The 21138-nt window shown below is 49.2% G+C and carries 14 protein-coding genes; 11 read left to right on the forward strand and 3 right to left on the reverse strand.

Features of this window, described 5'->3' with window-relative positions; genetic code table 11:
* Positions 1-44 precede the first annotated feature (44 nt).
* Positions 45-1796, reverse strand: a complete 1752-nt coding sequence (locus SHEWANA3_RS06455) for a bifunctional metallophosphatase/5'-nucleotidase (RefSeq protein ID WP_011716308.1) — start codon at positions 1794-1796, stop codon at positions 45-47.
* Between the two features lie 97 nt (positions 1797-1893).
* Positions 1894-2985 carry a hemolysin family protein gene (locus tag SHEWANA3_RS06460; protein WP_011716309.1) on the reverse strand — a complete coding sequence of 364 codons (1092 nt, stop codon included), beginning with the start codon at positions 2983-2985 and terminating at the stop codon, positions 1894-1896.
* A gap of 144 nt (positions 2986-3129) precedes the next feature.
* Between SHEWANA3_RS06460 and SHEWANA3_RS06465 the strand changes: the two genes are divergently transcribed.
* The 8 genes from SHEWANA3_RS06465 (at position 3130) to der (ending at position 12169) form a co-directional block, all read left to right on the forward strand.
* Complete coding sequence (locus SHEWANA3_RS06465) at positions 3130-4251, forward strand: bifunctional tRNA (adenosine(37)-C2)-methyltransferase TrmG/ribosomal RNA large subunit methyltransferase RlmN (RefSeq protein ID WP_011716310.1); 1122 nt, start codon at positions 3130-3132, stop codon at positions 4249-4251.
* 32 nt (positions 4252-4283) lie between these two features.
* A complete protein-coding gene (gene pilW / locus SHEWANA3_RS06470) occupies positions 4284-5072 on the forward strand; it encodes a type IV pilus biogenesis/stability protein PilW (protein ID WP_011716311.1) in 789 nt (262 codons plus the stop codon).
* Positions 5069-6196 carry a RodZ domain-containing protein gene (locus SHEWANA3_RS06475; RefSeq protein ID WP_011716312.1) on the forward strand — a complete coding sequence of 376 codons (1128 nt, stop codon included), beginning with the start codon at positions 5069-5071 and terminating at the stop codon, positions 6194-6196. Before pilW ends, SHEWANA3_RS06475 begins: the two co-directional genes overlap by 4 nt.
* A 42-nt stretch (positions 6197-6238) precedes the next feature.
* On the forward strand, positions 6239-7354 hold the full coding sequence (ispG, locus tag SHEWANA3_RS06480) for a flavodoxin-dependent (E)-4-hydroxy-3-methylbut-2-enyl-diphosphate synthase (protein ID WP_011622016.1): 1116 nt from the start codon (positions 6239-6241) through the stop codon (positions 7352-7354).
* Between the two features lie 159 nt (positions 7355-7513).
* Positions 7514-8791: a histidine--tRNA ligase gene (gene hisS, locus SHEWANA3_RS06485; RefSeq protein ID WP_011716313.1), complete on the forward strand. Its 1278-nt coding sequence runs from the start codon at positions 7514-7516 to the stop codon at positions 8789-8791.
* 12 nt (positions 8792-8803) lie between these two features.
* Positions 8804-9424 carry a tetratricopeptide repeat protein gene (locus SHEWANA3_RS06490; protein ID WP_011716314.1) on the forward strand — a complete coding sequence of 207 codons (621 nt, stop codon included), beginning with the start codon at positions 8804-8806 and terminating at the stop codon, positions 9422-9424.
* 11 nt (positions 9425-9435) lie between these two features.
* The gene (gene bamB / locus SHEWANA3_RS06495) at positions 9436-10623 is read left to right on the forward strand and encodes an outer membrane protein assembly factor BamB (protein WP_011716315.1); all 1188 of its coding nucleotides are present in this window, start codon (positions 9436-9438) and stop codon (positions 10621-10623) included.
* Between the two features lie 79 nt (positions 10624-10702).
* Positions 10703-12169: a ribosome biogenesis GTPase Der gene (gene der, locus SHEWANA3_RS06500; RefSeq protein ID WP_011622020.1), complete on the forward strand. Its 1467-nt coding sequence runs from the start codon at positions 10703-10705 to the stop codon at positions 12167-12169.
* 149 nt (positions 12170-12318) lie between these two features.
* Here the strand turns inward: der and xseA are convergent, their stop codons facing one another.
* Entirely contained in the window at positions 12319-13665 is a 1347-nt protein-coding gene (gene xseA, locus SHEWANA3_RS06505) for an exodeoxyribonuclease VII large subunit (RefSeq protein ID WP_011716316.1), read from the reverse strand.
* 122 nt (positions 13666-13787) lie between these two features.
* Between xseA and guaB the strand changes: the two genes are divergently transcribed.
* The 3 genes from guaB (at position 13788) to SHEWANA3_RS06520 (ending at position 21112) form a co-directional block, all read left to right on the forward strand.
* Positions 13788-15254: an IMP dehydrogenase gene (gene guaB, locus SHEWANA3_RS06510; RefSeq protein ID WP_011716317.1), complete on the forward strand. Its 1467-nt coding sequence runs from the start codon at positions 13788-13790 to the stop codon at positions 15252-15254.
* A 117-nt stretch (positions 15255-15371) separates the two neighbouring features.
* The gene (gene guaA / locus SHEWANA3_RS06515; protein ID WP_011622023.1) at positions 15372-16949 is read left to right on the forward strand and encodes a glutamine-hydrolyzing GMP synthase; all 1578 of its coding nucleotides are present in this window, start codon (positions 15372-15374) and stop codon (positions 16947-16949) included.
* A 362-nt stretch (positions 16950-17311) separates the two neighbouring features.
* Positions 17312-21112, forward strand: a complete 3801-nt coding sequence (locus tag SHEWANA3_RS06520; protein ID WP_011716318.1) for a hypothetical protein — start codon at positions 17312-17314, stop codon at positions 21110-21112.
* The last annotated feature ends 26 nt before the right edge of the window (positions 21113-21138 follow it).

The raw sequence follows: 21138 nt of genomic DNA on the forward strand, positions 1-21138 counted from the left end.
TTAAGAGGACAGAGTTAAGAGGACAGAGCTTCGCGGCAGTGCGCTTACACCGAGCGCTTTACATGGCTGGTGTAATGCACATGGGGCGAGAGCAAATCCGCTAAATTGGGGTTGGGCGCTCGATTGAGGAAGCGAATAAAGGCCTGGGGTAGGGTGAGCGTCTCAATCGATTCCTGCCAGCGCGCCTGTAACAGTGGGTGATAGCCTTCTTTCCCCGCAGCGGTATAAGAGGTAGAAACCCCCACATAGAGTGCATTGGGTTGCACTGGATACCAGAGCGATAAGCCATCCTGCTGCATCATTTCAAGCTTGAACAAACGCTCCCCTAATGGGCGTCTACCATCGTAGTAATAACGCAATCCGTAGGTATAGGGGAAGCTGCCCGCACCGGTGCCGCGCACACTGTTGTTTGTCGCGGCGTTAATCGCCGATTCCAGCGCTTGGTATAAATACTGGCCTTGGATTTCGTATTTGACTAATGGCAATTCGAAGGGGAGCAATTGGCCCAACACATCGGCGAGGGTGAGCCTGCCTTGGGCGACAGATTGTCTCACTCCGCCCGCGTTATGCAGGGCAAAGTGGATGCGAGGATCTTCAAGTTTGGCCTCTTGGAACATACTGCGGCTCACCCAAGGGGCGATTTCGCTGCCATGGGGTAATGCCTTAGAAGGCAGCCTGGTATGCACTAGATTCTTAGGCACAAGGGCTAAGACTTTGTTTTCCATCTCGGCAATCGCGGGGCGATAGATATCTTGGATCACACCGTGAATGTCTTCATCGGCATCATCCCACAATACATAGGGATGCTCATTAAAGCGTTGCTGCACGGCTCGATAGTCAGTGTCATCCACTTGCTCACTCGAACTCAACATAAACTGCTTATCGAGCATAAAATAGTTGCCACCTTTTAGGCTTATCGCGCGGCCCGCTGCATCAAATTCAATCTCGGCCAAGCCTAAGGTTTCGGCGTATTTCCCCGCATGAACGATAGGAGTGCCATGGATGGTTTCACCATAGGGTATATTGCTTAACCCCAAGGCACTAAAATCGCCCTGCAATGTATGGGTATGGCCACCGACGATAAGGCTGATGCCATCGACTTGTTCTGCAAGCCTTTTGTCCTGATCTAAACCTAAGTGACTCAGTACGATAATGTGCTTGATGCCTTTGGCATGCAGATGCGCGACTGTGCGCGCCGTGGTCGCAATCGCATCGACAAAGTGAGTGTCGGGATCGGGTCTGGCGATGTTTTTCATCTGATCCAGAGTAATGCCGATGATAGCGAGCTTTTTGTCGTAGAAGGGCTTTTCGAGGTAGCTGGCAAGTTGGTTTTTTTCATCATAGGCCAGAATATTCGCCACAGTACGCAGGTTACCCGGCTTGCGGATATCCTCTTGGCTTAAGTCCATATTGCCTGCCAGCAGCGGAAAATCGATTTGCTTAGCAAATTCGGCGAGCCGCGCATTGCCTTCATCAATATCGTGATTACCAATCACCATGGCATCGGGTGAGAGTAAATTCAGCAAATGGGCGTTGGCCTTACCCTTAAAATGGCTGAAATACAGCGTGCCTTGGAAACTGTCACCCCCATGCAAAAATAAAAACGGCATTTGGCTTTGTGCGGCTCGGTCACGTGCCTGACTAATCTGATACCCCAGGCGCGCATAGCCACCGCTGTGACTGGTGATATCTAAGGCTTTAAGCCCGAGATTGAAGGAAAATTGTACGCGGCTGGGCTCAAAATTCGAATGGGTATCGTTGATGTGCGCGAGTGAGAGTGTGTATCCCTGTGTCATAACCTACCTCTTTTACGGCGGGAGATTATAACCTTCTCCCCAAAAACAAGAAAGGGAGCCAAGCTCCCTTTACTTTAACAATGACTAAATAATGTCATTAACCCGAGCGCGCCTCGTCATCTTCGGCGGCGGCTTCGAAGTCGCCATCATCGGAGAGACGAATGCCTTTTTGCTTCATGCGTTTGGTCCAGAGTTTACGGGCCAATTGCTGCATATCGGTCGCAGGGTCATTCACATCGACAATCTCTAAGCCAAGTAGCGATTCGATAATGTCTTCTTGGGTCACAATACCTTGGCTACTGCCGTATTCGTCAACCACCATCGCAATTTGGGTATTGCGTTTAATCATCCGCTCGAATAACGGCAGGATTTTAGCCGTCTCGGGCACCACAAATAGGCTGCGCTTGAGTTCACCAATCGGTGCATCAGGGGTGTAACGCTCAGCCAGCAAAACATCGGTACGGGTGATGTAACCGATAATGTCGTCGTGGTCCTGATCGTATACCGGAATACGGGTAAAAGGTTTGTCGCGATATTCTTGCACAAACTCATTTTGCGTCAGTGAAACGGGTAACGAGAACATCACGGTACGCGGCGTCATAATCGCCGTCACAGGCACGTCACGCACCTTGAGCATTTGGGTCAAAATTTTAGACTCTTGCTCGTCTAACTCACCGGATTCGTGACCAATCTTGGCCATGGCGCTCATTTCTTGGCGAATGTACTGACCTTCTTCCCCTTTACCTAGCAGGCGAGTCACCTGTTGCGACATCCAAATCAGCGGCTTAGTGACACGCTTCATCCAAGTGATGGCAATCGATACACTCGGGGCTAAACGGCGCCAGTGATTGGCTCCCACAGATTTCGGAATAATCTCTGAGAAGAATAGGATGATAAAAGTTAACACTCCGGAGAACACGCCGAGCATGTCATCACCAAAGACCTTGGCCGCTTGCGCACCTGCAACGGCGGCACCCACAGTGTGGGCAATGGTGTTTAGGGTCAAAATAGACACGAGAGGCGCTTCGATGTTTTCTTTTAGTTTACGCAACCGGGCGGCCGCGGCACTGTCAGTTTGTTCGAGCGAGGCGATATAACTAGGGGTAACCGAGAGCAACACTGCTTCGAATACACTGCACAGAAAAGAAACTCCGACAGCGACAAGCACTATAATGATGAGGGTTAACATATAGGTGGTATTACAACTCCATAATTTAGGCCAACATTGACCCACGCCGATTCTAGCATAGGAGTGTGGAGTTGCTGGCTAAAATTTTTCTGCGTCTGTATAATTCGCCGCCCTGTTGCAGGTTTTGGTGTTGAGGTTAGTCCTATGAGTGAAAAAAAGATCAATTTATTAGACCTTGATCGTAAGGCGATGCGCGCATTATTTGCGGATCTGGGTGAGAAGCCTTTCCGTGCCGATCAGCTGATGAAATGGATCTATCATTTCGGTGTCAGTGACTTCGAAGAGATGACTAACATCAACAAAGTGTTACGCCAAAAACTGGCGGCGCGCTGTGAGATTGTGGCGCCTGAGATTTCTAGCTATCAAAAATCCACCGATGGCACAATTAAGTTCGCCATCCATGTCGGCGAAGGCCAAGAAGTTGAAACCGTATATATTCCTGAAGATGACCGCGCCACCCTGTGTGTGTCGTCTCAAGTGGGCTGCGCCCTCGAATGTACTTTCTGCTCGACCGCACAGCAAGGCTTTAACCGCAACTTAACTGTCTCTGAAATTGTCGGTCAAATTTGGCGTGTTTCCCACTTCTTAGGGTTCGCCAAAGAAACCGGCGAGCGCCCAATCACCAACGTGGTGATGATGGGCATGGGTGAACCGCTGCTTAACCTTGCCAACGTGATCCCTGCGATGGATATCATGCTGGACGACTTCGGCTTTAGCCTGTCAAAACGCCGTGTGACCCTGTCAACTTCGGGCGTAGTGCCAGCATTAGATAAACTCGGTGATGCCCTCGATGTGGCGCTGGCCGTGAGTATCCATGCGCCAAACGATGAACTGCGCGATATTCTGGTTCCCGTAAATAAAAAGTATCCGCTGCAGGAATTCCTCGCGGGAATTCGCCGTTATATCGCTAAATCTAACGCTAACCGTGGCCGCGTGACTGTGGAGTATGTGATGCTCGATCACATCAACGACAGTACTGAACAAGCCCATGAATTAGCACAATTAATGAAGGATACGCCCTGCAAGGTTAACCTGATCCCGTTCAACCCATACCCAGGCTCGCCCTATGGTCGCTCGTCAAACTCGCGCATCGACCGTTTTTCTAAGGTATTGATGGAATATGGCTTAACCGTGATTGTACGCAAAACCCGTGGTGATGATATTGACGCGGCCTGTGGACAGTTAGCGGGTGATATTCGCGATCGAACCAAGCGTTTAGCAAAAAAACGCATGCAAGAAAATCAGATTTCGGTCACAATGAATTAACTCTTTGTTTGCACAGATTTATAGGCTTGCCCATGAAGCATGGATTGTCAGGGTTATCATTAGCAATTGCCCTGTCATTATTAGTGACAGGATGCGTAACTGAGCGTACCTATTCAGGGACTGATATTCCCGTGTCGGAGCGAAAACTCGATAAAGTTGCCGCCGCACGGGAGCGTATGCAGCTCGGTTTAACCTACCTTAATCGAGGTAACTCGGAACAAGCCAAATACAATCTTGATAAAGCCGTTGAATATGCGCCAGAGCTCGAAGATGTGCATGTGGCCATGGCCTATTACTATCAAACCGTTGGCGATTTAGTACGTACCGAACAGGCGTATCAAGACGCTATCAATACTAAGGACGCCTCTGGCGATTCCATGAACAACTTTGGGGTGTTTTTGTGCCAACAAAAGCGATACGACAAAGCTGAAAAAATGTTTTTGGCCGCGATAGAAATGCCCAAATATACGCGTACCGCGTCCAGTTATGAAAACTTAGGCATTTGCAGCCGAGACGCGGGACAAACAGAAAAGGCACGACAGTATTTTCAGATGGCGTTAAAGTATGACCCGAGACGCTCGGTGTCTTTACTGGAGCTGGCTGAGCTTGGGGTAGAGAAAGGTGATTATGTCGATGCGCAAAACCAATTAGCGCGTTATCACCAAGTGGCAGCCCAAACTCCAGAGAGTTTAACGCTCGGAATAAAAATTGAGCAGGCGTTGAATGATGATGCTGCTATGAAGCGATTTGGCATTTTATTGCTCGCCAAATTCCCAGCATCGCCTCAAGCCAAGCAATACAGAGTTAATTTGCATCAATGAAAGATAACGAAATAAACGCGTCAGTAGAACCAGTAGCCGCGAGTGAAGCTGAATCGACGCCTGATGTAACGCTCGGCACTGTACTCAGAACGGCTCGTGAGCAGATGGGCTTAAGCATTGCGGATACCGCGGTGAAGTTACATCTGCGCCCAGGGATTGTTGAAAATCTCGAAGCCGACGATTTTTCCAATATTTCTTCTTCGACTTATGTTCGCGGATACGTCAAAAACTATGCCCGCATGCTGGGGGTGGATAACGCCCTGATTGAGGCATGCCTAGCGCGGCAGGTGCCGTTAGTGACGCAGCCTGCCATGCAAAGCTTTTCCCGCAAGACGACCTATCAAGCTCGTGACACTAAATTAAAGTGGCTGAGCTTTTTTATTGTCATCGTGTTATTGGGCCTGTTCGTCCTGTGGTGGATGCAACGAACCACGCTAGTGACCCATGTTGATGTGTCTCAACCGACGGCGGAAGAGTTAGCTGCGGCGAATCAAACCTTGCCGGGGGATGTTTTGCTGACGGAAACTGACGCGAGCGAGCGCTTAAGCGAGATTGCGGTCAATGGCTCAATGGCGACCGATGGTCCGATAAAAGATACCGATGAGAGCACTATCGACCCGAATATGAACGATACGGCGGCGATGGAAGTAGAGCAGACGCCTGCCAATTCGGCTGTGAATCCGAGCGGATCTAACAACGCTCTGACGAACAATGCTTCTAACACAGCACCGAGCTCTGCAGCGAGTAATGCCGTTGCGATTCCAAACGTTACACAAAACGCAGCGACCAATACCGCCCCAGAGCAGAACCCATCCGCATCGAATGCACCAGCAACCAATACTGCGTCGACAGCGCAAGCCATGCCAGTAGCCGCAGGGCAGTCGAGCATTACTATTGAGCTCACGGGCGATTGCTGGATCAACATAGTCGATGCCAAGGGCAAAGCGATTGTCGACGGTGTCCGTGGGGCTGGTGCGAATATTCAAGCCAGTGGTGTGCCTCCGTTTAAAGTGATCCTAGGCGCTCCCACTGTTGTGTCCACGTTTACGGTCGATGGTAAAGCCATCAGCCTTGCTGAATTTCCTAAGGGTCGTGTTGCGCGTTTGACTATCCCACAGGTTTAAGTCTGGCGCCTGACGCAGAGTACCGAAAAGAGCGTATTGAGTATGTATAACGAAACACCCATAAAGAGACGTCCTTCAACTCGCATTTATGTGGGCAATGTGCCGATTGGTGATGGTGCGCCGATTGCCGTACAGTCGATGACTAACACTAAGACCACAGATGTTGAGGCAACCGTTGCCCAAATCCGTGCCCTAGAAAAAGTGGGTGCCGATATTGTGCGTGTCTCTGTGCCGACCATGGACGCCGCCGAAGCTTTTAAAGTGATTAAGCAATCGGTATCTGTGCCCTTGGTTGCGGATATCCATTTCGATTACCGTATCGCCTTAAAAGTGGCGGAATATGGTGTGGACTGTTTGCGTATCAACCCCGGCAATATTGGTAACGAAGAGCGTATCCGCAGTGTGGTGGAGTGCGCCCGCGACAAAAACATTCCTATCCGTATTGGGGTGAACGGCGGTTCATTAGAAAAAGATCTGATGGACAAATACAAAGAGCCCACGCCAGAAGCCTTACTCGAATCGGCCATGCGCCATGTGGATATTCTCGACCGTTTGAACTTCGACCAATTTAAGGTCAGCGTAAAAGCCTCCGATGTGTTCTTAGCTGTAGAATCTTATCGTTTATTGGCCAAACAAATTCGCCAACCATTGCATTTAGGTATTACCGAAGCGGGTGGTGCCCGTGCGGGGGCGGTGAAATCAGCCGTTGGCTTAGGTATGCTGCTTGCTGAAGGCATTGGTGATACGCTGCGTATTTCCTTGGCGGCCGACCCGGTGGAAGAAATCAAAGTTGGCTTTGATATCCTAAAGTCACTGCGTATCCGTAGCCGTGGTATTAACTTTATTGCCTGTCCTTCTTGCTCGCGCCAAGAGTTCGATGTGATCAGCACGGTAAATGAATTAGAGCGCCGCCTCGAAGATGTGACGACCGCGATGGATGTGTCTATCATCGGCTGTGTGGTCAATGGTCCAGGCGAAGCCTTAGTGTCACACATTGGCTTAACGGGTGGACATCGTAAGAGTGGTTACTACGATGAAGGCGAGCGTCAAAAAGAGCGTTTCGACAATGACAACTTAGTCGATTCCCTCGAGGCGAAAATTCGCGCTAAGGCGAGCCAAATGGCCAATCGCATCCAAGTGAAAGACACGACTGAGTAACAGACACAGCCGAATCAACCCATAGGTTAAGCGTTATAAAAACACTCAAGCCTTGAGCTAGACCCCGAAACCGACGGGGTCATTTTACGTTTAGTGTTGAACAGCCTATAATGCCTGACATTTTTTATTAATTTAGCGAAAATCGGACGAGTCGATACAGTGGCAAAACAGATCCAAGCGATTCGCGGAATGAACGACATTCTGCCAACTCAAAGTCCTCTATGGCAAAAAGTGGAAGCGGTACTACGTGCGAGCGTGGCTGCTTATGGTTACAGTGAGATCCGCACTCCAATAGTGGAAAATACCGATCTTTTTAAACGCTCTATCGGTGAAGTGACTGATATTGTTGAAAAAGAAATGTATACCTTCGAGGACCGTAACGGTGACAGTTTAACCCTACGTCCTGAAGGCACCGCCTCAACCGTGCGTGCGGGTAATGAGCATGGTCTGCTCTATAACCAAGAACAACGCCTGTGGTACATGGGCCCAATGTTCCGCCACGAACGTCCTCAAAAAGGTCGTTATCGTCAATTCCACCAGTTCGGTGTGGAAGTTTACGGCATTGGTAGCGCCGATATCGACGCTGAAGTGTTGATGTTATCGGCACGTCTATGGGAAAAACTCGGCATTAGCGAGCATGTGACGCTTGAGCTGAACACCTTAGGTGACCCTGCTGAGCGCGCCGCTTACCGTGAAGCCTTGATTGCCTTCTTAGAGCAACACAAAGACAAATTAGACGAAGATAGCCAGCGCCGTATGTACAGCAATCCGCTGCGCGTACTGGACTCAAAAGATCCTCAAGTGCAAAGCATTTTAGCTGATGCGCCTGCGCTGATGGATTACTTAGGTGAAGAATCTTCACAACATTTTGCACAATTGCGTGAACTCCTCGACGCGGTTGGCATCCAATACCGAGTTAACCCGCGCTTAGTCCGTGGTTTGGATTATTATAATCGTACGGTTTTTGAATGGGTTACCAATAGCTTAGGCTCTCAAGGCACTGTACTTGCGGGCGGTCGCTACGATGGTTTAGTCGCTCAATTGGGCGGTAAAGATACGCCAGCCGTCGGTTTTGCGATGGGATTAGAGCGCATCGTTCTGCTGCTTGAAACCTTAGAGCTGACCCAAGATATCCCTGCGGCTGTTGATGTTTACGTCGCGGCGATGGGGGATAGCTGCTTGGTTGAAGCCATTAAAGTGGCGCAGGAGTTACGCTCAACCTTACCGACACTGCGTGTTATGAGCCACTGTGGCGGCGGTAACTTCAAGAAGCAAATTAAGCGTGCCGATAAAAGCGGCGCACAAGTAGCCTTACTCATCGGTGAAGAAGAACTCGCCGAAGGTGTGGTTACCGTTAAATATTTACGCAATGACAACGAACAACAACGGGTCGCTCGAAATGCATTAAGCGCATTTTTAGCTGAACTTACCAAATAAGGGGACGTGCGCGTGGAAATTTATAGCACAGAAGAACAACAAGTTGATGCTATCAAGCAGTTCTGGAAAGACTATGGAACCTCGATTGTTATCGGGGCGGTCGTTGGTTTAGGCGGCCTGTACGGTTGGAACTATTACTCCGACATGAAAATCGTGAAGGCCGAAGAAGCATCACAGGCTTTCCAAACCTTAACCACCAAATCAAGTGACGAAGCGGCCATGCTGGCTGGCGTTGCTGAGTTTTCCAAAAATCACGACCAAAAGGGCTATCAAGCCCTGCTGGATCTGATCGTTGCGAAAACCGCAGTTGAAGCGAAAGATTTTGCTAAGGCCGAAGAAGCGCTGAAGAAGGTGATTGCCGCTAAGCCAGGTGCTGGATTAGACACAGTGGCAACACTGCGTTTAGCACGCATTCAAGCAGAGCAAGGCCAAATCGGCACTGCGCTGGCGACCTTAGATCAAGTGACGGATAAAGCATTCTTAGCACAACGTGAAGAACTCAAAGGCGATTTCTTTGTACGCCAAGGTGAAGCGGATAAAGCGAAAACCGCTTACCAAGCGGCAATGGACAATGGCGGTGTTGTGACCAGCCCTGCACTTAAAATCAAACTTGATAACCTAAATCAAGCATAAGGGATCCCTTGATGAAGTCTTGGTGCAAGAACCTGCTAGCCGCTGGGTTAAGCCTAGCCATGTTATCCGCCTGTTCTTCTAGCGATGTAGAAGAAGAACCGGTAAGTGAGTTAACTGCGATTCAGGCGACAGTGTTTCCTGAAGTAAGTTGGAGCGCCTCTGTAGGTGACGGTGTCGGTGATTATTACTCTCGCCTCACTCCTGCAGTTCGTTACGGTAAAATTTTTGCAGCCGACCGCTACGGCGAAGTCGTGGCCTTTGATGAAGCCACGGGTGAGCGCGTTTGGAAGAAAGATTTTAGTGAAGAGTTTCGCGATAACGCCTTAGCCAAAAACAAGGGCGCACGCTTAGCCGCAGGTGTTACTGCCGCGCGCAATAAAATCTTTGTCGGTGGAGAGAGTGGTCTTTTGGCCGCGCTGAATGCCGAAGATGGTCAAGTGCTGTGGCATGTCGTGACTGGGGGGGAGTTACTCTCTAAGCCAACCGTTGCTGACGATGTGGTGGTGGTGAGCACGAGCTCTGGCGCCCTCGAAGCCTTTAACGTCGATACGGGCGCTAAGCTGTGGGCCTATGAGATGCAGTTGCCTAATCTGACCTTACGTGGCACAGGTTCTGCGGCCTATGAAGCGGGTGGTTTCTTTATCGGGACCGCCGATGGCAAAGTCGCAGTTGTGGTGAAAAACAATGGACAAGCCGCATGGGAACAAGCGATTTATAATCCAACTGGCGGCAATGAGTTTACTCGTATGGCCGATGTGGATATGACGCCGCTGATCTTAGGTGACAACCTTTATGCGGTGAGCTACAACGGTAACTTGGTGTCGATGGAACTGCGTACCGGACGTGTGATTTGGACGCGTAAGTACTCCAGCTTCAATGAGTTAGCGTCTGCAGGTTTAAGCTTATTCCTAGTCGATGATCACAGCCGTATCTACTCTGTGGACAGACGTAACGGCTTAGAATTGTGGAGCAACTCTGAGCTGGCAAACCGTACACTCACGTCACCAGCCGTATATCGCGACTATCTGGTCGTGGGCGATTTTGAAGGTTATCTGCACTTTATTGACCGCAGCACAGGCAGTATTGTCGGTCGTATCCAAGTGGACAGCTCTGGATTATTCAGCCAGCCATTAGTGGTGGATGATAAAATCTACGTGCAAGGTCGCAGCGGAAAGTTAGCTGTTGTAACACTTCCTTAGTTAAAAGTGTTATCCTTGTAGAGCCCCTGGAAGTGTGTTCCGGGGGCTTTTTATTGAAAAGTTTTTTAGAGGCAAAATCATGATCCCTGTAGTGGCCCTTGTTGGTCGGCCGAACGTCGGTAAATCCACTTTATTTAACCGCCTTACGCGTACGCGTGATGCGCTGGTTGCTGACTTTCCTGGCCTAACACGTGACCGTAAATATGGTCGAGCATTCCTATCCGGCTATGAGTTTATCGTGGTGGATACCGGCGGTATCGACGGCACCGAAGAGGGGATCGAAACTAAGATGGCCGAGCAGTCCCTTGCCGCTATCGAAGAAGCCGATGTTGTCTTATTTATGACCGATGCGCGCGCGGGCTTAACCGCCGCGGATTTGTCTATCGCTCAACACTTACGTAGCCGTCAAAAAACCACTTTCGTGGTCGCTAACAAGATTGACGGTATCGATGCCGATTCTGCCTGCGCCGAGTTTTGGTCGTTAGGTTTAGGTGAGGTCTACCAAATGGCTGCCGCCCAAGGCCGCGGCGTGACCAACATGATTGAGTACGCCTTAACTCCTTATGCTGAAGCGATGGGGATTGAACGCCAAGGCGAAGAGGAAGAGGTCGACGAGCGTCAGTACACCGAAGAAGAAGCCGAAGCCGAGCAGAAGCGTCTGCAGGATTTACCGATTAAGCTTGCGATTATCGGTAAGCCTAACGTAGGTAAATCGACGCTGACTAACCGTATTTTAGGTGAAGAGCGTGTGGTGGTTTACGACGAGCCGGGCACCACTCGCGACAGTATTTACATTCCGATGGAACGCGATGGCCGCGAATACGTGATTATCGATACAGCTGGTGTGCGTCGCCGCAGTAAAGTCCATGAAGTGATTGAAAAATTCTCGGTGATCAAAACCCTAAAAGCGGTTGAAGATGCCAACGTTGTGCTGCTGATCATCGATGCCCGTGAAGGGATTGCCGAGCAGGATTTAGGTCTATTAGGTTTTGCTTTGAACGCGGGCCGCGCCTTAGTTATCGCCGTCAACAAGTGGGACGGTATCGATCAGGGCATTAAAGACCGGGTTAAGAGTGAACTCGACCGCCGTTTAGGCTTTATCGACTTTGCTCGTATTCACTTTATTTCGGCGCTACATGGTACGGGCGTTGGCCATCTGTTTGAGTCGATTGAAGAAGCTTACGACAGTGCGACTCGCCGCGTGAGCACCTCTATGCTGACCCGCATTATGCAAATGTCGCAGGATGACCATCAGCCACCATTGGTGAACGGTCGCCGTGTGAAACTGAAATACGCCCACGCCGGTGGTTATAACCCGCCAATTGTGGTTATTCACGGTAACCAAGTCAGCAAGCTACCGGATTCTTACAAGCGCTACATGATGAACTACTTCCGTCGTTCATTAAAAGTGGTCGGTACGCCAATTCAGCTGCGTTTCCAAGAGGGTGATAACCCGTTTGAAAACAAGGTTGAAAAGCTGACCATGAGCCAAGAGCGTCGTCGTAAGCGCGCACTGAGCCATATTAAAGATCGCAAGACAAAGTAAATCTGTGCTATTGGCTTAAGCGGAACATAAAAAAGGAACCCTAGGGTTCCTTTTTTATTGGCGTATTTTAGGGCGCAATCATAAGTCTTGTTTAGATAAAATGCTTTATGGTTATGGGCTTAGACGTTGAGCCTTAAGGCCATTTAGTTTTAGCTTTCATCGGTTATTTGCGTCACAGTCGACTGCACTTGTCCATGGCGTAGGCGAGTGTTTATCTTATCGCCCACACTCAGCTGGGCGGCATTGTCTATGACTTGGTTATTTGCATCTGTGGTGATGCTGTAACCCCGGCTCAAAGTAGCTAATGGACTAACCGTTTCCAATTGATGGGCGGCATATGTGATCCGCTGCTCGCTTTGGTTGAGGGTATCTTGCATAGCATCCTGCAAACGCGTCGCTAAATAGCTCAACCTATTGGTCTCGAGTGCGAGCTTGTGCTTTGGAGATTGCTGCTCGAGGCGATTTGCCAGTTGCTGCTGACGGCGACTTAAACCGTGCAGTTTGTTAGACAATGCGGCTTCGAGCCGTAATTGCATCTCATCGAAACGCTGCTCAAATTGTTGCAAGGTGCGCTTAGGATCCAAGCGTTGCAGTCTGTGTTCGAGCAAACTTAAGCGTTTTTCCTGCTTGAGCTGATAGTGGCTCGCGCTCTGTTTGAGGCGCGAGAGTACAGTGGCTAAGCGTTGGCTCTTATTGTCGCTATCCTGAGACAGTAGCTCTGCGCCCGCAGAAGGCGTCGGGGCGCGAACGTCGGCCACATAGTCACTAATGGTAGTGTCGACTTCATGGCCTACGGCGCTGACAACGGGTAAAGCGCTGTTGTAGATGGTATGGGCGAGCGCTTCGCTATTAAAACACCATAAATCTTCGAGTGAGCCGCCGCCGCGGGTGAGCAGTAATACATCGACCTCGAGCCGTTGGTTGGCGATATTGATGGCTTGGCAGATATTCATATCCGCATTTTCACCCTGTACTTGTGTCGGATAAATAATCACTTCGATGGAAGGGTCACGGCGGGCAAGCACATGCAACACATCACGGATAGCCGCGCCAGTAGGGGAGGTGATGACCCCAATACGTTGAATATTTTTCGGTAACTGACGTTTAGTGTCGGCGGCAAATAATCCCTGCGCTGCGAGCTTCATTTTGAGCGCTTCAAATTGCTGTGCCAGTAAGCCATCCCCTGCGGGGAGCATAGATTCAATCAATAATTGATAGTCGCCTCTAGGCTCGTACACGCTGATGGCGCCTTTCACGAGCACCTGCTGACCATTCACAGGTTTAAAGCTCACGCTTTGGTTGCGCCCCTTGAACATGGCGCAGCGAATTTGGGAATAATGATCCTTAAGGGTTAAATACCAATGTCCTGAACTGGGGGCCGAAAAGTTGGAAATTTCACCATTTAACCAGACTTTTCCCAGTTGTCCCTCGAGAATTTGCCTGACTTCACCATTAAGGCGTGAGACGGTATAAATATTATTTTTAGGGACTTGCATGTGTTTTCTCGTGCAAATGGGATTTTTTCACTATTTTCCATTTACCGCTCCCCAGATGCAAGGTATAATCCCGCCGCAATATTTCACCTCTAAAATCCTACTCAACTGGGGAGATGTTGCCTATGCTACGTTTAATTAAAGAAGCGCTAACCTTTGACGATGTGTTACTTGTTCCTGCGCATTCGACTGTACTCCCAAACACCGCCATCCTTAAAACTCGCCTGACTAATACCATTGAACTGAATATTCCGCTTGTGTCTGCCGCTATGGACACTGTGACCGAAGCGCGTCTTGCTATCGCCATGGCACAGGAAGGTGGCTTAGGTTTTATTCATAAAAACATGAGCATAGAAAAGCAGGCCGAAGAAGTTCGTAAAGTAAAAATTTACGAAGCGGGTGTGGTGCAACAACCTGTGACGGTAACGCCTTCAACTACGCTGGCGGATCTTAAAGTGCTGACCGCGAAGAATGGTTTTGCGGGTTACCCTGTGGTAAACGAAGCCAACGAATTGGTGGGTATCATCACTGGCCGTGACGTACGTTTCGTGACTGACTGGAGCAAAACCGTAGAAGAAGTGATGACGCCAAAAGCGCGTTTAGTCACTGTTGCGGAAGGCACTAAGTTAGATGAAGTGCAAAAATTAATGCACTCAAACCGTATCGAAAAAGTGTTAGTTGTCGACGATAACTTCAAGCTGAAAGGCTTAATCACAGTAAAAGACTTCGAAAAAGCTGAGCGTAAGCCGAATGCCTGTAAAGACGAATTAGGTCGTTTACGTGTGGGCGCCGCCGTAGGTGCTGGTGCTGGTAACGAAGAGCGTGTCGATGCGCTGGTGAAAGCCGGTGTTGACGTGCTGCTGATCGATTCTTCTCACGGCCACTCTGAAGGCGTGTTGCAACGTATCCGTGAAACCCGCGCTAAATACCCAGAACTGCAAATCATCGGTGGTAACGTGGCAACAGCTGAAGGCGCATTAGCCCTAGTTGAAGCTGGCGTTAACGCGGTTAAAGTGGGTATTGGCCCTGGTTCTATCTGTACCACACGTATCGTGACGGGTGTGGGCGTGCCACAAATTACCGCAGTGTCTGACGCTGCCGAAGCTGTAAAAGGTTTAGGGATCCCAGTTATCGCCGACGGCGGTGTGCGTTTCTCCGGTGACTTAGCCAAAGCCTTAGCCGCAGGTGCATCATGCATCATGGCGGGTTCAATGTTTGCGGGTACCGACGAAGCGCCGGGCGAAACCGAACTCTACCAAGGCCGTGCCTATAAGTCATACCGCGGTATGGGTTCTTTAGGCGCCATGTCTCAAGGTTCTTCTGACCGTTATTTCCAATCTGATAATGCTGCCGACAAGCTGGTGCCAGAAGGCATTGAAGGTCGTGTACCTTACAAAGGCAAGCTTAAGGAAATCATCCATCAGCATATGGGCGGTCTGCGTTCATGCATGGGCTTAACAGGCTGTGCCACGATCCAAGAACTGAACGAAAAAGCGCAGTTTGTGAAAGTAACGTCTGCGGGCATGGGCGAGTCCCACGTTCACGATGTGACCATCACTAAAGAAGCGCCAAACTACCGTTCAGGTGCGTAAACGTTTGTGATGACGGGGCGGCGATAAGCCGCCCCGTTATTAAGATTTGTATGCCCTCAAGATTGAACCTCGCAGTCTTGAGCTAAGTTAAAACAATAGATGAGATAAAGGTTATCCATGAGCGATATTCATGAGCATAAGATACTGATCCTCGACTTTGGATCTCAGTACACCCAGCTAATTGCCCGTCGTATCCGTGAAATTGGTGTTTACTGTGAGTTATGGGCGTGGGATGTGACCGAAGCCCAAATCCGTGAGTTTGCCCCTAACGGGATTATCCTCGCTGGCGGCCCAGAAAGTGTTACTGCCGACAACTCTCCCCGTGCACCTGAATATGTGTTCAATGCTGGCGTACCCGTTTTAGGGATCTGCTACGGCATGCAAACCATGTCTGAGCAGCTGGGCGGTAAAGTGATTCAAGGCGTGGGTGAAGGCGAGTTCGGCTACGCTCAAATCGAAATGTTAGCGCAATCGGCTCTGTTTAAAGATATCGAAGACGCAGTCAGTGCCGATGGCAAATCGCTGCTCGATGTGTGGATGAGCCATGGCGATAAAGTTTCGGCTATCCCAGAAGGTTTTGTGGCCGTTGCTAAAACTGACACTTGCCCATTTGCGGCCATGTCTTGTGAGGAAAAACGTTTCTACGGCGTGCAGTTCCACCCTGAAGTAACCCATACCCGCCAGGGCATGCGTATGCTGTCGCACTTTGCCTTAGATATCTGCGGCTGTGCGGCCAACTGGAAACCTTCTTCAATCATCGAAGACGCTATCGAACGCTTGAAAAAGCAAGTTGGCGACGACGAAGTGATTTTAGGCCTGTCTGGTGGTGTGGATTCATCGGTAGTGGCCATGCTGCTGCACCGCGCAATTGGCAAAAAACTGACCTGCGTATTTGTTGATAACGGCTTACTGCGTTTAAACGAAGCGAAGCAAGTCATGGAAATGTTTGGTGATCATTTCGGTCTGAACATTGTTCACGTCGATGCGGAAAACCGCTTCCTTGACGCGCTGAAAGGCGAAGCCGATCCAGAAGCGAAACGTAAAATCATCGGCCGTGTATTCGTTGAGATCTTCGACGAAGAAGCCAAGAAATGCGTTAACGCTAAATGGTTAGCCCAAGGCACCATCTACCCAGACGTGATTGAATCTGCTGGCAGCGCCACAGGTAAAGCCCATGTGATTAAGTCGCACCATAACGTTGGCGGTCTGCCAGACGATATGGAGTTAGGTCTGGTTGAGCCTCTGCGCGAACTCTTTAAAGACGAAGTGCGTAAGATTGGCCTTGAGCTAGGTCTGCCATACAACATGCTTTACCGCCACCCGTTCCCAGGCCCTGGTTTAGGCGTGCGTGTACTGGGCGAAGTGAAGAAAGAATACTGCGATTTGCTGCGCCGCGCCGATGCGATTTTCATCGAAGAGCTGCATAAAGCTGATCTTTATAACAAAGTCAGCCAAGCCTTTACCGTGTTCTTACCCGTTCGCTCTGTCGGTGTGATGGGCGATGGCCGTAAATACGATTGGGTGGTGTCACTGCGCGCCGTTGAAACCATCGACTTTATGACCGCTCACTGGGCGCACTTGCCATACGATTTCTTAGGCCGTGTGTCTAACCGTATCATCAACGAAATCGACGGCATATCCCGTGTGGTTTACGATATTTCAGGTAAGCCACCTGCAACTATCGAGTGGGAATAGCTCAAACATAAATAGCTAATAATATAATGATTTAACTCAATGCCAGTCACTTAATTGATTGGCATTTTTATTGGGATGAGGGTATTTACCTAAAAATAAGGTGAGCCAAAAATCTTAAGTGGTTCATTATCGCTTCGGACGTAAACTTCAGTCCTTTGATCTTGTAATAATATAAGACAGCGCTTTCTTATCAATGCGGGGTGTGTATCACTATGCGAGTTAGCATATCTAATTTTATAAAGTTTCCTCCTTAAACTTCTTTTTAATCATGCACTAAGAGCTGCTATTATCGAATTCGTTATTATCCAATAAAATTATCTTGCTCTAGATAGAGTTAACAAGATGTTCTGCTGAGGATTACCGTGACAATTTTTGATATTGAGAAAGACGAATTACTCCGGCTCTCTGATACCCAGCTTGAAGAGTTAATAGCGCGCCTTGCTGAGGCGGAAATTGCAACCCACGGTCATAGCCCTGCTTATGTACACTGGTCAGGCTCTATAAATGCTCCCGACGGCGGTATCGATGTGCACGTTAAAGTACCGGTCGAGCAAATGAGCTCTGGCTTTATTGAAAGACCTGATACGATTTTTCAAGCCAAAAAGCATCCAATGCCGAGGGCTGCGATAACCTCAGAAATGACTACTGATGGAGCATTATCACCGACGATCTCTGAGCAAGTGGCAAAAGGAGGGAGCTATATCATCGTCAGCTTGGGTGATGATTGTTCTCCTCTTATGAAAGTGGATCGCCTGCAAGCAATGCAGTATGCGGTAGCGGATGAACCTAATCACTCTAATATTCACTTGGATTTTTACGACCGCTCGAAATTGGCGCAATGGTTGCGGCAGCACCCGTCAGTCATGCTCTGGGCCCAAAAAATACTCGGTCAGGGATATTCTGGGTGGCAGCCATATGGGGCTTGGAGTAATCCGCCTCAGGGGTCAGAAGATACCTTGATTTCAGCACCAGGGGTGACAATTACTCTGCCATCAGGAAAAGGGCAACAGCTAGCTATTCAGGATGCTATCGGGCCAATGCGTGAGCTGATTCGCTCAACCAATAAAGCTGTCCGTATTACGGGATTATCCGGTGTTGGAAAGACCCGAATTGTACAGGCTCTTTTCGATGAATCAGTCGGCGAAGATGCGCTCGATCGGACTATCGCAGTTTATGTGGATACCGGTGAAAACCCAGAGCCCTCTGCAACAGCAATGCTGGAACGACTGATTGCTGAGGGGCGACGGGCCATTATGATCCTTGATAATTGCCCTTCTGAATTGCACACACTTCTAGCCAGTAAAGTAGCGGCTAAAGGTACGATAAGCCTTATTACCGTTGAGTATGACATTAGAGATGACAAGCCTCAGACCACTGAGGTCATCCAAATTGAAGCGGTGGGGCCTGAGGTTGCCGAACAGCTTCTTCTCCGTCGTTTTCCCAATATCGGTCGAAATAACGCCCGCCGAATAGCAGAGTTTTCTGATGGCAATGCGAGGGTATCTCTGGCTATTGCCGAGAGGGTTGAGGAAGGTGAAAGTCTGGCCCAGCTTTCAGATGCACAGTTATTTAACCGTTTGTTTGAACAGCGAAACAATCCGGATGATAGTCTACGGGAGCAGGCTGAAATATTGTCTCTAGTCTATTCATTTTCGGTCTCAACGGCTGAGGAAGGACAAAGCGAACTGGGGGTATTGGGTTCTATCTCGGGGTATTCCGTAAGCCAGTTGTTTCGAGCAACAAGCAAGTTATCAGATCGCCATATCGTACAAAAGAGGGCCCATTGGCGGGCCATTTTACCCCATGCCGTTGCCAATAGGCTGGCTGCATTGGCACTTGATAGCATTCCAGTTGAGCAACTCAGGGCGACCTTTGAAGCCTCCGGTCGTCAACGCATACTCATGTCTTTCGCGCACAGGTTAGGGCTGTTGCACGATCATCCTGTGGCGAAAGAGATCGTTGAAACTTGGCTTCAACCCGATGGGTTGCTGGGGCGGATAACAGAATTAGACGATATATCGGCACGAATGCTGGATTATATTGCACCAGTAGCGCCTGAAGTTCTGCTCGACAGGATTGAAGCGGTACTTATCTCCTCTGATTTTGAAGGCATGAAACCGGGTTATAAATCTCGGCGAACGTCAATTATCAATCTTCTGCTATTACTCGCGTATGAACAGATCTCCTTTGAACGGTGCATTAGATTGCTCATTCATCTGGCTGATTTAGAAGAGGAAAGTAATAATAACACCTCGGTGCGAAACCAGATAACAAAGTTCTTCCAAGCATATCTCTCTGGCACCCACGCTACTTTAGAACAGCGCGTTGCGATCATGAATGAATGTCTTTCATCAAGTGTTGCTGGACGTAGGTCGCTGGGTTTAAGGATGCTCTCTACTGCCTTAGAAGCGCGGTGGAGTGGGTCAGGGTTAAACGAGTTTGGTGCTCGGCCTAGAGACAATGGACTTCACCCCAATCAAGAACAGTTGGTGCAGTGGCGTAGTGCTTTTATCGACAAGGCCCTAAAATTGGGCACTTCTGGCGATCTAACTCTTGAAGTTCCTGCAAGGCAGATTATGGCAAATGCATTTCGAGGAATGTGGCGACAAGTTGCAATGAGGGAAAAGCTGAACGATGCGGCCCGTAAGCTTCATGCTCATAAGCCTTGGGGCGAAGGTTGGAAAGCCATCCAGTCAGTGATCTATTTCGATTATACAAAGCGTGCACTGCTACCAGATAATCTTGCCGCCTTGGAGAAAGATCTAGAGCCCCATGACTTAATTCCGGCAATCCTGACTTATGTGTTGAGTAATAGGCAGGATTATTGGGCATTGGCCAATTTTGCTCATGACAACATCAACAAATATGATGAGGCTAGGAAACTGCTTGAAGCCAAGGCGCTGCAATTAGGTGAGGAGTTTGCGATATCAGGTCATAAACTTGATGAGCTGGGGCCAAGCTTGTTTTCCAATGATTGGATGCCGAATATCTATACGTTCGGAAGAGGATTAGCTAAGGGGATGCATGATTTGCTAGCGGGTTGGCGACAACTTGTTGAGCAACTGGCACCTTTGCCTAGGGGGAGGATGGATATTGCTGTTTTTGGTGGTTTCATCAAAGAGGTGGACTCTATCGATACAGTTCTAGCCCAAGAGTTACTCGATCAGTGCGCGCAACATCCTAAGCTTCGACAGGCCTTAGTTAATTTACACCCTTGGGGAAAATTTACAGAAACCGACCTAGATCGTTGTATGACAATTCTGGATGATCCTGATATTCAACCTAGCATGTATGAACCAATCCTTTGGAGGGACGAGTATGCGCACTTGCCTAAAGCCAGTATTATCGAACTCGCGCGACGGCTCCTGAGTAAACCGAACGGTGATGATGTGGTGCTTGAGGCGCTAAGCATGAGGTTAGATGGTACAGTTGATACACTTGGTCCCGACTTTCGACAAATAGGTTTAAGAGCTGCGATTTTGAGTCTCTCAAAAAATCATGACGATTATAGTGGTTGCAGGGATTACCGAATGGAGCGTGTGATCAGTGCTGCGTTACGCTTTAATGGCAATGAGGCCGCAAAGCAAGAGTGGTTGGATACCATATTTACTGTTGTAGATGACAACTATGGATACATTTATTCATGCGAAAACACCATTGCGTCGACTGCGGCATTAATGCCAACAGCATTCCTGAATCGTGTTTTTGAGGGCACTGAAGAGCAACAACATCTGCGACAGTTCTTTATTCTGCATAGCGTGGACCAGTCAATTCTCGCCAAAATCGATGTGGACGTGTTGATTGAATGGTGCAGAGCCAGAAACGATTCCAAAGTGTGGGCGATGTTAGCGGCGGGTATTAGTCTCTGGGAACAGGATGGAAATCAGGGGGCAGTTATTATGTCAGAGTCAGCTCTCAGACTGCTGGAAGCATCTCCTGAACCTGAAGCTGTTCTGGAGGCATTTGCTGAACGTGTTACTTCTGGTAGCCGAGCAAACGCAATGCAACCTGGAACGGATGCCATTAGAAAGTTGGTTGAACATGAAAGATCAGATATTGCGGCCGCAGCTAAAACACTCTCTGCAAACTTGGTTCAACTAATCGAGCGCCAGAAAGAGCGAGAACAGCGGGAGGATATGGAGCGCGAGCAAAGGTTTGAATAAAGGTTACTCTAATCCGAATTTTGCAG

The sequence above is a fragment of the Shewanella sp. ANA-3 genome (assembly GCF_000203935.1).
Classification (GTDB): Bacteria; Pseudomonadota; Gammaproteobacteria; order Enterobacterales; family Shewanellaceae; genus Shewanella.